This is a genomic window from Paraburkholderia sp. SOS3 (genome assembly GCF_001922345.1).
Classification (GTDB): domain Bacteria; phylum Pseudomonadota; class Gammaproteobacteria; order Burkholderiales; family Burkholderiaceae; genus Paraburkholderia.
The window spans coordinates 4,076,353-4,089,011 of the sequence record NZ_CP018811.1; the positions used below are offsets into that span (position 1 = coordinate 4,076,353).

Here is a 12,659-nt window from a genome sequence, read left to right on the forward strand (position 1 = left end):
GCCTAGGTCGCGCGCGTTTCCAACCATCGCTAGTCAATTTTCGGAGCACAACATGAGTCAAGTTACGCTGGGCGGCAACCCGATCGACGTATCCGGCACGTTCCCGTCCGTCGGCCAACAGGCGCCGGCGTTCACGCTCGTCGGCCGCGACCTCAAATCCGTCACGCTGGCCGAGTTCCATGGCAAGCGCAAGGTGCTCAATATCGTGCCGAGCCTCGATACGCCGACCTGCGCGACGTCGACGCGCAAGTTCAACGAAGCGGCGGGCAAGCTCGCGAATACGGCGGTGATCGTCGTGTCGGGCGATCTGCCGTTCGCGGCATCGCGCTTTTGCACGACGGAAGGCCTCGCCAACGTCACCACCGCGTCGACGTTCCGTGGCCATGAGTTCGCGCGCGCCTACGGCGTCGACATCACGAGCGGTCCGCTGGCCGGCCTCACCGCACGCGCGGTCGTCGTGATCGACGAAAACGACAAGGTCGTGCATGCGGAACTCGTCAGCGAGATCAAGTCCGAGCCGAACTACGACGCTGCGCTCAATGCACTGAAGTAACGTGCGCGACTAGACTTCACGCGCGCGCGCACTGTTCGCCGCGCGTTCCGGCTCACTTGCGCGCATGCGCTTGCGCCGCGCTTCGGGTCCCGACGACCACGAATGCGCGGCGCTGTCGTATCGACGCACCCGTTTTCACCTATCTGCACCTTTCGCTCTTTCGACTTTTACAGGACGCTCGCCTTGGCTACGTTGATTTGCGGTTCGCTCGCCTACGACAACATCATGACCTTCGAAGGCCGGTTTCGGGAGCACATCCTGCCGGAACAGGTCCACATCCTGAACGTCAGCTTCCTCGTGCCGACGATGCGCCGCGAGTTCGGCGGCTGCGCGGGCAACATCGCCTACGCGCTGCATCTGCTCGGCGGCGATGCGCACATCATGGCGACGCTCGGCGCCGTCGACGCGCAGCTCTATATCGACCGCCTCGACCAGCTCGGACTCGCGAAGACGCACGTGCGCGTGCTGCCCGACACGTATTCGGCGCAGGCGATGATCACGACCGACCTCGAGAACAACCAGATCACGGCGTTCCACCCGGGCGCCATGATGCAGTCGCATCTGAATCGCGCGGACGAAGCGAAGGGCGTCACGCTTGGCATCGTCGCGCCGGATGGGTTCGACGGCATGATCCAGCATTCCGAACAATTCGCGGCGGCCAGGGTGCCGTTCATCTTCGATCCGGGCCAGGGGCTGCCGCTCTTCGACGGTGCGTCGCTGCGGCGCATGATTGAACTTGCCACTTACGTGGCGGTCAACGATTACGAAGCCAAACTGGTGAGCAACAAGACCGGCTGGTCGATCGACGAGATCGCAAGCCGCGTCGATGCGCTGATCGTCACGCGCGGCGAGCACGGCTCGCAGATCCATCACGCAGGCGGCATCGAAGACATTCCGGCAGTCAAGGCGCAACGCGTGCTCGATCCGACCGGATGCGGCGATGCATTTCGCGGCGGCCTTCTGTACGGCATCGAAAAGCAACTGGGCTGGGCCACCGCGGGTCGCCTCGCCAGCCTGATGGGCGCGCTGAAGATCGAGCACCAGGGGCCGCAAAACTATGCGCCGTCGCGCGCGGAAATCAACGAACGATTCAAGCAGGCGTTCGGCTACGCACTCGACGCGTAGGCTGACCCGGTGCAGTATCGGAGTCGGAAAGTTCGGGGCCTGTCGGGGGCCCGCAGGGAGTGAAAGATGAAAACAACGAATCGTTCGATGAATCGTTCAGCAAGCCGGCACGTGGTTGCCGCGACCGTTGCTTGCACGATCGGCGGCGCGCTTGCAATCTCGGGGTGCGCGTACAACAGCAGTTCCGCCGACGTCTACACCGCCTCGCAGGCGCAGCGCGAGGAAACGGTGCGGATGGCTACCGTCGATAGCGTGCGCGCCGTGAAGATCAGCTCGAACAACGGCCAGCCCACTGGCCTCGGCCTGCTCGGCGGCGGCGCGCTCGGCGGCATTGCCGGCAGTCAGATCGGCGGCGGCACGGGTTCGATCGTCACCGGCATCATCGGCGGCCTCGCGGGCGCGGTAGCCGGCAATGCCGTCGAGAACGCCGCCGCCGTGCGCGACGGCGTCGAGATCACCGTGCGTCTCGATAACGGCGACATGCGCGCCATCACGCAGACGAACACCGGCGAGGTCTTCCTCGCGGGCGAGCGCGTACGGCTGCTGTCGAGCGGCGGCATCACACGCGTCACGCACTGATCGGTGCGTTGCACCGCTGCACCGCCGCGCGCACGACCCACTCGAAGCACCACCCACCGCCGTTCGCGCCATCACTCGCAACGCCTGAGCGCACCGTGCGTCGCTCAGGCGACGCTCGCGCCGCGCTCAGGAAAACAGAGGCGAAAAAAATCCCGCCGCCCTCATAGGGCGACGGGATCGAGGATTGAGTAGCGCTACTCAACCGAGCCGACACACGCCTTGGATGCGCGCAGAGCCGGCTCTCACAGCTTGTTGCTCTGCTTAACGGCTCAACCGCGAGCCTGACTGCGGCTATTACGGACGCGGGCCCGTCGGAAACGGCCATGCAGCAGCCGGATTCAACGCGGTCTTGACCGTCGAAGCCGGCGCCGAAGATGCAGCGGGCGCAGCCGGAGCAGGGGCAGCCTTCTTCGCGACAGCCTTCTTCGCAGGGGCAGCCTTCTTCGCAGGCGCAGCGGCCTTCTTCGCGGCAGCCTTCTTCGCAGGCGCAGCGGCCTTCTTCGCGGCAGCCTTCTTCGCAGGGGCAGCCTTCTTGGCGGCAGCCTTTTTCGCAGGCGCCTTTTTCGCGGCAGCCTTCTTCGCTACCTTCTTCGCAGCGGCCTTCTTAGCCGGCGCCTTCTTCGCAGCAACCTTCTTCGCTGCGGTCTTCTTCGCCGGTGCAGCCTTCTTCGCCGCGACCTTCTTCACTGCGACTTTCTTTGCAGCGACTTTCTTCGCAGCGACTTTCTTTGCTGCTGCCTTCTTCGCCGGCGCCTTCTTTGCGGCAACCTTCTTCACTGCTACCTTCTTCGCCGCAACCTTCTTCACTGCGACTTTCTTAGCAGCTGCCTTCTTCGCCGGAGCGGCTTTCTTCGCGGCAACCTTCTTCACTGCCGCTTTCTTTGCAGCAGGCTTCTTTTTGGCCATTGCCATGGTTTTCTCCTTCAGGTTTCAGATGAGAGTTAAATCAAACAACACCCTTCGTCATCAAAACCCGTTTCCCGCGGACGCTTTTCAGGGCGCGCGCTACGAAGCGGGCTATTCATCGGCGTACGCATATCCGACGCGCTTACGCTAATGAATACGGTAAGGCGCGCGTTGCCCCGTGGCATCGCGCGCCAAGTCCAGTCGACGTCGGATACCGACGCCGGCAAGCGTTTGATCGAGCCGCCCAAGCTCGCATGAGCCTCGCGGGCGGCTTTTCGTAAGGGGAAGTTTGCCCATCCCACTGAAGGGTTCGCAAAGTGCCTCTGATCTTGGTGGGCTCGTTTTCGAACCCATGGGGTACCTATGGCACCCGGCACGCTCTGCATCAGGCAGTCAAACTCCTAACCAAATATGCCGCGGCCCGTGCCGGCGGCATCCCCATCACAATCTCATATGCGGCGCGAGGGACGTTTATTCCCAGGAGAGCGCGCCGCCAGTCTGATATTCGATCACCCGCGTCTCGAAGAAGTTGCGTTCCTTCTTCAGGTCGATCATCTCGCTCATCCACGGGAACGGGTTTTCCTCGTTCGGGAACAGCGGATCGAGACCGATCTGCTGGCAACGGCGGTTGCAGATGAAACGCAGATAGCTCTTGAACATCGACGCGTTCAGGCCGAGCACGCCGCGCGGCATCGTGTCTTCGGCGTAGCGATATTCAAGGTCGACCGCCTGCTTGAACAGCTCGCGGATTTCCGCGCGGAATTCAGCCGTCCACAGGTGCGGGTTTTCAAGCTTGATCTGGTTGATCAGGTCGATGCCGAAATTGCAGTGCATCGACTCGTCGCGCAGGATGTACTGGTACTGCTCCGCCGCGCCGGTCATCTTGTTCTGGCGGCCGAGCGCCAGGATTTGCGTGAAGCCGACGTAGAAAAACAGACCCTCCATCACACAGGCGAACACGATCAGCGACTTGAGCAGCTTCTGGTCTGCCTCGAGCGTGCCGGTCTTGAAGGCCGGGTCGGTCAGCGTATGGATGAACGGGATCAGGAATTCGTCTTTGGCGCGGATCGACGCGACCTCGTGGTACGCGTTGAAGATTTCGCCCTCGTCGAGCCCGAGCGACTCGACGATGTATTGATACGCGTGCGTGTGGATCGCCTCTTCGAACGCCTGGCGCAGCAGGAACTGTCGGCATTCGGGCGCCGTGATGTGGCGGTACGTGCCGAGCACGATGTTGTTCGCCGCGAGCGAGTCGGCCGTCACGAAGAAGCCGAGGTTGCGCTTGACGACGCGGCGCTCGTCCTCGGTTAGCCCGTTCGGGTCTTTCCACAGGGCGATGTCGCGGGACATATTGATTTCCTGCGGCATCCAGTGGTTCGCACAGCCCGACAGATACTTCTCCCACGCCCATTTGTACTTGAACGGAACGAGCTGGTTGACGTCGGTCTGGCCGTTGATGATGCGCTTGTCGGCGACATTCACGCGCGCTTCGGAAGAAGCGGCACTCGCGTGAGCGGCGGCAGCCGGCGCAGCGGTCGATGCTGCTGCCTGGTTGGCAAGACGGGTGACAGCGGGAGCGACGGCGATGTCGCCCGCGAAGATGTCTTGTGCGGAGGGAGCCTGATGAGCGGAACGCGTTTCGACTTGCGAACCGACAACCGTTCCCGCAGCGTTGCGCAACACGTTTTGTTGCGAAGCGCTCGACGGAGTTACGGCAGTGATCTCGTCATCCCAGTTGAGCATAAATGTCACCATCAATTTAGATCGGTTTGTACCATCTTTTCACGAGCGATAAAAGGGCTCGCTCATGAAAATTCGTGTTTTCGATTCACGTTGCGACCTTCATACAACACTTTGTTCAACAGACTGTGAAGGTCGATGCAGTGAACGCGATTGAAATGCGTGTCGTTGAAGACGTGTCGACGCGTTGCTCTTGATCGTCGAGCGTCGTTTCGAAGCGGCTTCGATGATGTGTTCGATGAGGCTTCGACATCACAAAAGAGACTTCGGTGCGTGCTCGCGATGTGCTGCGTTTCATCTGCCGGGTATTCGACCGCCACAGATCGATCGACGACGTGGAGCGTTGCGTGGGCCGCGCGCATTGCATGTGTTGCGCGGACCGCGCTTGCGACGTGTGCTGCGCGTGTTGCTTTCGGCTACGGCGGCGGCGACGCGAATCGTGTCGACTCGTTTGAAACCGCCGGCGTATTACTGCGTGTTACTGACAAGCCTCGCACTCTTCGAAGCCGGGGTCGCCCGGACGCATCATGCAGACTGGACCGTCCGCTTCCGGCGCCGCTTCGACAGCAGCGACAGCGGGCGCTTGAGCCGCAGCTGATGCCTGAACGCCACCACCGGACGACATGCCGCCGCTCATCCCCCCATTCGCGCCGAAGCCACCGGCGCCGCCCGCGCCGCCGTCACTGCTTGGCACCGCATTCAGCGCGCCGTGCGCGACCGTCGACTTCTCGACGTGCGTCGCTGCCATCGTGCGCAAGTAGTACGTCGTCTTCAGACCGCGCAGCCATGCGAGCTTGTAGACCTCGTCGAGCTTCTTGCCCGACGCACCCGCCATATAGATATTGAGCGACTGCGCCTGGTCGATCCACTTCTGACGGCGTGAAGCTGCCTCGACGAGCCACGTCGCGTCGACTTCGAACGCGGTCGCGTAGATCGCGCGCAGGTCGCCCGGAATCCGGTCGATGCGCGACAGCGAGCCGTCAAAGTACTTGAGGTCGGCGACCATCACCTCGTCCCACAGGCCGCGCGCCTTCAGGTCGCGCACGAGGTAGTCGTTGACCACCGTGAACTCGCCCGACAGGTTCGACTTCACGTACAGGTTCTGGAAAGTCGGCTCGATGCACGCGGACACGCCGATGATGTTCGAGATCGTCGCCGTCGGCGCGATCGCAATGCAGTTCGAGTTGCGCATACCGTGTGCCGCGATGCGCGAGCGCAACGCGCTCCAGTCCATCGACTCGCTCGAATCGACTTCGACATAGCCACCGCGCGCGTCGGCGAGCAGCTTCAGCGTGTCCTGCGGCAGGATGCCGCGATCCCACAGCGAGCCGCGGTACGTCGAGTAGCGCCCGCGCTCCTGCGCGAGCTCGGTCGACGCCCAGTACGCGTAGTAGCAGACCGCTTCCATCGACCGGTCGGCGAATTCGACTGCTTCTGCCGACGCGTACGGCGTGCGCAGCAGGTGCAGGCAGTCCTGGAAGCCCATGATGCCCATGCCGACCGGACGGTGCTTGAGGTTCGAGTTACGCGCCTTGGCGACCGCGTAGTAGTTGATGTCGATCACGTTGTCGAGCATCCGCATCGCCACGCTGACCGTGCGCTTGAGCTTGTCGTGGTCGAGCGCGAGCGTGCCGTCGGCCTGCTGCTTCATGTGCGCGACGAGGTTCACGGAGCCAAGGTTGCACACGGCGATCTCGGTGTCGCTCGTATTCAGCGTGATCTCGGTGCACAGGTTCGACGAATGGACGACGCCGACGTGCTGCTGCGGACTGCGGATATTGCACGGATCCTTGAACGTAATCCACGGATGGCCGGTTTCGAACAGCATGCCGAGCATCTTGCGCCACAGTTGGGCTGCCGGAATCTTCTTGAAGAGTTTGAGTTCGCCGCGCGCGACTTTGTCTTCGTAGGCCGTGTAAGCGGCTTCGAAGTCGGCACCGAACTTGTCGTGCAGATCCGGGCAGGTGGACGGCGAGAACAGCGTCCAGTCGCCGCCCTCGTGCACGCGCTTCATGAACAGGTCGGGAATCCAGTTCGCGGTGTTCATGTCGTGCGTGCGGCGGCGGTCGTCGCCCGTGTTCTTGCGCAGCTCGAGGAATTCCTCGATGTCGAGGTGCCACGATTCGAGGTACGCGCACACCGCGCCCTTGCGCTTGCCGCCCTGGTTCACGGCGACGGCCGTATCGTTGACGACCTTCAGGAACGGCACGACGCCTTGCGACTTGCCGTTGGTGCCCTTGATGTGCGAGCCGAGCGCACGCACGCGCGTCCAGTCGTTGCCGAGGCCGCCGGCGAACTTCGACAGCAGCGCGTTCTCCTTCAGCGCCTCGTAGATGCCGTCGAGGTCGTCGTCGACCGTCGTCAGGTAGCACGACGACAACTGCGAACGGCGCGTGCCCGAGTTGAACAGCGTGGGCGTCGAGCTCATGAAGTCGAAGCTCGACAGCACGTTGTAGAACTCGATCGCGCGCGCTTCGCGGTCGATTTCGTTCAGCGACAGGCCCATCGCGACACGCATAAAGAATGCCTGCGGCATTTCGATGCGCGTGCCGTCGACGTGCAGGAAGTAGCGGTCGTACAACGTTTGCAGGCCGAGGTAGCCGAACTGCAGGTCGCGGCTTGCGTCGAGCGCCGCGCCGAGACGCTTGAGGTCGAACTGCAGGAGTTTGTCGTCGAGCAGCTCCGCCTGCACACCGCGCTTGATGAAGAGCGGGAAGTATTCGGCGTAGCGCTCGTCCATTTGCGCCTGCGTGACTTCCTCTTCGAGGATCTCGCGGCGAATGGTGTGCAGCAGGATGCGGGCGGTGACCTGGCTGTACGCCGGGTCTTTTTCGATCATCGTGCGCGCGGCGAGGATGGCCGAGTCGTACACCTGGCTCATCGGCACGCCGTCGTACAGGTTCTTCACCGTTTCGGCGACGATCGGCTCCGCGCTCACCGCATCGCCGAGATTCGCGCAGGCCGATTCGATCAGCGCGCGCAGCGCGGGCAGATCGAGCGGACGCGTGACGCCGTTGTCGGTCACGTTGAGGCCCGCTTCGTCAACCTGCTGCTCCGCCGACTGGCTGCGCTCCTGGTGACGCTTCTCGCGATACAACACGTAGGCGCGCGCAACGTTGTGCTCGCCACCGCGCATCAGCGCGAGTTCGACCTGATCCTGAATGTCTTCGATGTGGAACGTGCCGCCGTTCGGGCGGCTGCGCATCAGCGCGCGCACAACGCCTTGCGTCAGCTGCTCCACGAGTTCGCGCACGCGCGCCGACGCTGCGCCTTGACCGCCGTTGACGGCCAGAAAAGCCTTCGTCGCCGCAATGGCGATCTTAGAAGGCTCGAACGACACCACGCTGCCATTACGACGAATCACCTTGTAGTCGGCGAAAGTCGACGGCGCGAGCGCTTGCGCGCCCTGAGCCTCTCCCGTGTGTGGGAGGCCAGTGGGTGCGCCCTCGTACCGGGTCGTCACGTTGTCGGTCGTTTGCATGTGCAAAAGCTCCTGGTCTTGGGGTGGTGCGGACCTAACCGCGGATTAAAACAATCGCTGCGCCGGCGCGGACGCGAGCGAGGTACGGATTCGATAAGAACTGCGCAGGGGATGACCGCCTGGATCGCTGCTGGGGTTGTGCTTCGATTGCCCTCGCCGCCCAGGCGGACGAACGCCACGATGGGCGCATTCCACGAAGTCAACGGGTTCAGCCTGTTTGCGGCGGCGGGAACAGCGCAACGCGATGACCGGTTCGGAACCATGACGCAACTGATGAGCAATCAGATGCGCGCGGACGAGCGTCTTCATCATGCGTGTTGCGATCACTGGCTGGTCCCTTTTTCGAAATGGCTGAAGGTCAACCTGAACTGAAGCGCAGGGTTGAAAACGCGAAGCTGAAGATGTGCGCCGCACTATTCACCGCCGCACCGTTCACCGCACTAGTCACTGCACCAGCAGGAGTGAACGGACATCACTTCAGAACACGCCACTTCAGTATTTTTTCAATGCCGGCAATGCTTTAGCACCCCTGGTCGCGAAGCGGGTGCTGCCCCCGATCAACACAACATCTTGTGGAAAACCGCTTTAACGGCACCAAGTATAGTGGACTTTAGCGTGACCGCAATCGAAAAATTTAGCCCGCGCGGGTTGACATTTCGTCTCGCCGCAACCGGGCAAGGCTCGCGCACGAGCAAGCCTGGTCGAGCTTTGCGGGTTCCCGTCGCAGGCGCTCATGGCGCGGCCGGACGATGGCGATAGGGGAAACACTGATCGGAAAATGAGGTTTCGCGCTGGAATCGCGCCCAGTCGAAGTGCGGCCCCGGGTCGGTCTTGCGGCCCGGGGCGATGTCCGAGTGACCGGCGATCGCATCGATCGGATAGTGAGCGGCCAATGCTTGTGCGAGCGCGGCGAGAGTCCGGTATTGCGCCGCTTCGAATGGGCTCGCGTCGCTGCCTTCGAGTTCGACGCCGATCGAAAAGTCGTTGCAGCGCTCGCGGCCGAAGAAGCTCGATGCGCCCGCGTGCCAGGCGCGTTCGTCGCACGACACGAACTGCTCAAGCGTGCCGTCGCGATGAATAACGAAATGCGCGGACACGCGCACGCCGCGCAAGTTTGCCGCGTAGTACGGATGCGCATCGCAGTCGAGCCGGTTCAGGAAAAGATCGGCGATGGCGCCGCCGCCGAACTCGCCCGGCGGCAGGCTGATGTTGTGCACGACGATCAGCGTCGGCACTGCGCCCGCGGGGCGCGCTTCGACATTCGGGGATGGGAGCCGGCGTGCGGCCGGGACCCAGCCGTCGGCGCCGACCGTGAAGCGATGCTTCATCGGCCTTCGCGGCCTTTGGTTTGCGCGACGCGCGTCGCGAAGCGCTGCGCGTGCTCATGGCCGCAGAAGATCTGGCCGTCGACGCTCACCGAATCGCTCTTCGGAGCGTGCACGCCGCACTCGACGCAGCGGATCATCGGCTCCGGCAATTGGTGACGCGCGGCACGGTTACCCGGAGACTGGCCGGCGCCGTTCGTGCCGCCGTTTGCTGCCGATGCACCGGGGCCGCGCGCGCCCTCGCCGGTGCGCGTCGACGTGCGCGCGTCCTGACGCCGCAGCGCCTTGACGAGCCACTGGCCGACGAAGAAAAGCAGAATCAGCAGAATGATTTGCCGCATGGGAACACTCAGACCACAGGACGGTGCAGCAGCACCTGGAACACGAAACGGCTGCCGATATAAGCAAGCAGCAATGCGACGAAAGCCGCGAGCACCCAGCGCAACGCGGCGCGGCCGCGCCAACCCGATACTTTACGCGCAGTCAGCAGCGCACCGAACATCAGCCACGACAGGATCGCGAACACGGTCTTGTGATCGAAGCTGAGCGGTCGGTTCACCAGCTGCTCGTTGAACAGCATGCCGGATACCAGCGTGAGCGTGAGCAGCACGAAGCCCGCGCTGATCAGACGGAACAGCAGCTTCTCGAGCGTGAGCAGCGGCGGCAGCGTATCGAGCCAGCTCGAGAGCCAGTTGTTGCCGGCCGCCGCATTGTGCCGTTGCAACACGCCGCCGCGGCCGCGCATCGCATGCAGGCGCCGCTCGACGAGCAGCATCAGCACAGCGTGCAGCGCCGCGATCACAAAGAGCCCGTACGCGACGTTCGCGATCAGGAAGTGCAGCTTGAAAAGCGGCGCAGCCGCGTACGACAGCACGCGTACGCCGCCGAACACGAGCGGCAGCAGCGACGCGACGCACGCCAGCGGCAGCGCGAGCAGCCGCAGGCCGTCGAGTGGAAAGAAGAAACTTTCGATCCAGTAGATGCCGACGCCGAGCCAGAACATCGCGGAGAGCGCGAACGCGAAACCGAACACCATCGCGTCATGCGGGAAGATCGTGGTGTGCAGCAGGATGCCGTGGACGACCAGCGTGACGAACAGCAGGACGCGCGCAGCCGGCGACATGCCGACCGCCGTCCGCGTGCGCCCCGCAGACGCGCGTAACGACGCGCCTTCGATCGATGCGGCCGAAGGCGCCGTTGCCGCCGGGTTCAGGTTGCCGCCCGCGGCCAGCGACGCGCCGCCCCCGAGCACCGGCTCGAGCGCCGCCTGCCGATGTGAACGCCAGCCTGCTACGGCAAGTCCGCCGTAGAGGAGCGCAGTGAGGGCATACAGTACAATATCCATGTTCGAAGTTTACACTAGGGCCTTTGGCCGCGACGCTTGGCGATATGTGGGCCGGGCGTGGGTTCCATGCGGTATTCCCGCGGTATCCCGCGCCGTTCCATGTTGTGCTCCCATGGTGCTCCATGCAGGGCCGCATGTCTTGCATACACCACTGCGCACACCCCGCCGTCGCGCGCGTAGAAGGCCGCATTGCCCATCGTTACCCACCGGCTCCCCATGCTCGACAATCTCACTCAACGGATGGCGCGCGTCGTCAAGACGCTGCGCGGCGAAGCCCGGCTCACCGAAGCCAATACGCAGGAGATGCTACGCGAAGTTCGCCTTGCGCTCCTCGAAGCCGACGTCGCGCTGCCCGTCGTGCGCGACTTCATCGGTAAGGTAAAGGAAAAGGCGCTCGGCGAGGATGTGATCGGCAGCCTGTCGCCGGGTCAGGCGCTCGTCGGCGTCGTGCAGCGCGAGCTGACCGCGGTGATCGGCGGCGACTATGAAGGCAAGGCCGTCGAACTCAATCTCGCCGTCACGCCGCCCGCCATTATCCTGATGGCCGGTCTGCAGGGCGCCGGTAAAACGACGACGGTCGGCAAGCTCGCGAAGCTCCTGCGCGAGAAGTACAAAAAGAAGGTGCTCACCGTCTCGTGCGACGTCTACCGCCCCGCTGCAATCGCGCAATTGAAGACGGTAACCGAGCAGGTCGGCGCCGACTTCTTCCCGTCCGAGCCCGATCAGAAGCCCGTCGACATCGCACGCGCCGCGCTCGACTGGGCGAAGCGCCACTATCACGATGTGCTGATCGTCGATACGGCCGGCCGTCTCGGCATCGACGAAGCGATGATGCAGGAAATTTCCGCGCTGCATAGCACGTTGAATCCGGCCGAAACGCTGTTCGTCGTCGATGCGATGCTCGGTCAGGATGCGGTCAACACGGCGAAGGCGTTCAACGACGCGCTGCCGCTCACCGGCGTCGTGCTGACGAAGCTCGATGGCGACTCGCGCGGCGGCGCGGCGTTGTCGGTGCGGCACGTGACCGGCAAGCCGATCAAGTTCGTCGGCGTTGCGGAAAAGCTCGACGGCCTCGAAATCTTCTATCCGGATCGCATGGCGAACCGGATCCTCGGCATGGGCGACATCCTCGCGCTCGTCGAAGAGGCACAGCGCGGCGTCGACGTGCAGGCCGCGCAGAAGCTCGCGGACAAGGTCAAGAAAGGCGGCGACTTCGACCTCAACGATTTCCGCGCGCAACTGTCGCAAATGAAGAACATGGGCGGCCTGTCGTCGCTGATGGACAAGCTGCCCGCGCAATTCCAGCAGGCCGCGGCCGGTGCCGATATGGGTCAGGCCGAAAAGCAGATGCGCCGGATGGAGGGCATCATCAATTCGATGACGCCGTTGGAACGCGCGAAGCCCGACCTGATCAAGGCGACCCGCAAACGCCGCATCGCGGCGGGCGCCGGCGTGCAGGTGCAGGAAGTGAACCGCATGCTCAATCAGTACGATCAGATGCGCACGATGATGAAGAAGCTGAAGGGCGGCAACCTGCAGAAGATGATGCGCGGCATGAAAGGCATGCTGCCGGGCATGCGTTAAATGCAACCCGGCGCGCCATCG

General features: G+C 63.4%; 12 protein-coding genes. 5 read left to right on the top strand and 7 right to left on the bottom strand.

The features are described from left to right. Positions 1 to 52 precede the first annotated feature (52 nt). From tpx to BTO02_RS18110, 3 genes are all read left to right on the top strand, one after another. The gene (gene tpx, locus BTO02_RS18100) at positions 53 to 553 is read left to right on the top strand and encodes a thiol peroxidase (protein ID WP_075158193.1); all 501 of its coding nucleotides are present in this window, start codon (positions 53 to 55) and stop codon (positions 551 to 553) included. Positions 554 to 736: 183 nt separating this feature from the next. Further along, entirely contained in the window at positions 737 to 1,678 is a 942-nt protein-coding gene (locus tag BTO02_RS18105; RefSeq protein WP_075158987.1) for a carbohydrate kinase family protein, read from the top strand. Between the two features lie 66 nt (positions 1,679 to 1,744). Beyond that, positions 1,745 to 2,257 (top strand): glycine zipper 2TM domain-containing protein, encoded by a 513-nt coding sequence (locus BTO02_RS18110; RefSeq protein WP_075158194.1) that lies wholly within the window; start codon positions 1,745 to 1,747, stop codon positions 2,255 to 2,257. Between the two features lie 294 nt (positions 2,258 to 2,551). Here the strand turns inward: BTO02_RS18110 and BTO02_RS18115 are convergent, their stop codons facing one another. The 4 genes from BTO02_RS18115 to BTO02_RS18135 all read right to left on the bottom strand — a co-directional run bounded on the left by BTO02_RS18115 (position 2,552) and on the right by BTO02_RS18135 (position 8,384). Continuing rightward, positions 2,552 to 3,169 (bottom strand): histone H1-like DNA-binding protein, encoded by a 618-nt coding sequence (locus BTO02_RS18115; RefSeq protein WP_075158195.1) that lies wholly within the window; start codon positions 3,167 to 3,169, stop codon positions 2,552 to 2,554. A 29-nt stretch (positions 3,170 to 3,198) separates the two neighbouring features. Continuing rightward, positions 3,199 to 3,549: a hypothetical protein gene (locus BTO02_RS35165; protein ID WP_075158196.1), complete on the bottom strand. Its 351-nt coding sequence runs from the start codon at positions 3,547 to 3,549 to the stop codon at positions 3,199 to 3,201. 85 nt (positions 3,550 to 3,634) lie between these two features. Then, complete coding sequence (locus BTO02_RS18125; RefSeq protein WP_075158988.1) at positions 3,635 to 4,906, bottom strand: ribonucleotide-diphosphate reductase subunit beta; 1,272 nt, start codon at positions 4,904 to 4,906, stop codon at positions 3,635 to 3,637. A 475-nt stretch (positions 4,907 to 5,381) separates the two neighbouring features. After that, positions 5,382 to 8,384, bottom strand: a complete 3,003-nt coding sequence (locus BTO02_RS18135; protein ID WP_075158198.1) for a ribonucleoside-diphosphate reductase subunit alpha — start codon at positions 8,382 to 8,384, stop codon at positions 5,382 to 5,384. 111 nt (positions 8,385 to 8,495) lie between these two features. Between BTO02_RS18135 and BTO02_RS18140 the strand changes: the two genes are divergently transcribed. Continuing rightward, positions 8,496 to 8,756: a hypothetical protein gene (locus BTO02_RS18140; RefSeq protein ID WP_156883855.1), complete on the top strand. Its 261-nt coding sequence runs from the start codon at positions 8,496 to 8,498 to the stop codon at positions 8,754 to 8,756. Between the two features lie 359 nt (positions 8,757 to 9,115). On the opposite strand, the gene ampD is transcribed toward BTO02_RS18140, so the two are convergent. The 3 genes from ampD to BTO02_RS18155 are packed head-to-tail and all read right to left on the bottom strand — an operon-like array spanning position 9,116 to position 11,054. Continuing rightward, positions 9,116 to 9,712, bottom strand: a complete 597-nt coding sequence (ampD, locus tag BTO02_RS18145) for a 1,6-anhydro-N-acetylmuramyl-L-alanine amidase AmpD (protein ID WP_075158200.1) — start codon at positions 9,710 to 9,712, stop codon at positions 9,116 to 9,118. Then, entirely contained in the window at positions 9,709 to 10,050 is a 342-nt protein-coding gene (locus BTO02_RS18150; RefSeq protein ID WP_075158201.1) for a PP0621 family protein, read from the bottom strand. The genes ampD and BTO02_RS18150 overlap by 4 nt, the downstream gene beginning before the upstream one ends. A gap of 8 nt (positions 10,051 to 10,058) precedes the next feature. After that, positions 10,059 to 11,054: a cytochrome C assembly family protein gene (locus BTO02_RS18155; protein WP_075158202.1), complete on the bottom strand. Its 996-nt coding sequence runs from the start codon at positions 11,052 to 11,054 to the stop codon at positions 10,059 to 10,061. A gap of 216 nt (positions 11,055 to 11,270) precedes the next feature. Between BTO02_RS18155 and ffh the strand changes: the two genes are divergently transcribed. Beyond that, positions 11,271 to 12,638: a signal recognition particle protein gene (gene ffh / locus BTO02_RS18160; RefSeq protein WP_075158203.1), complete on the top strand. Its 1,368-nt coding sequence runs from the start codon at positions 11,271 to 11,273 to the stop codon at positions 12,636 to 12,638. The last annotated feature ends 21 nt before the right edge of the window (positions 12,639 to 12,659 follow it).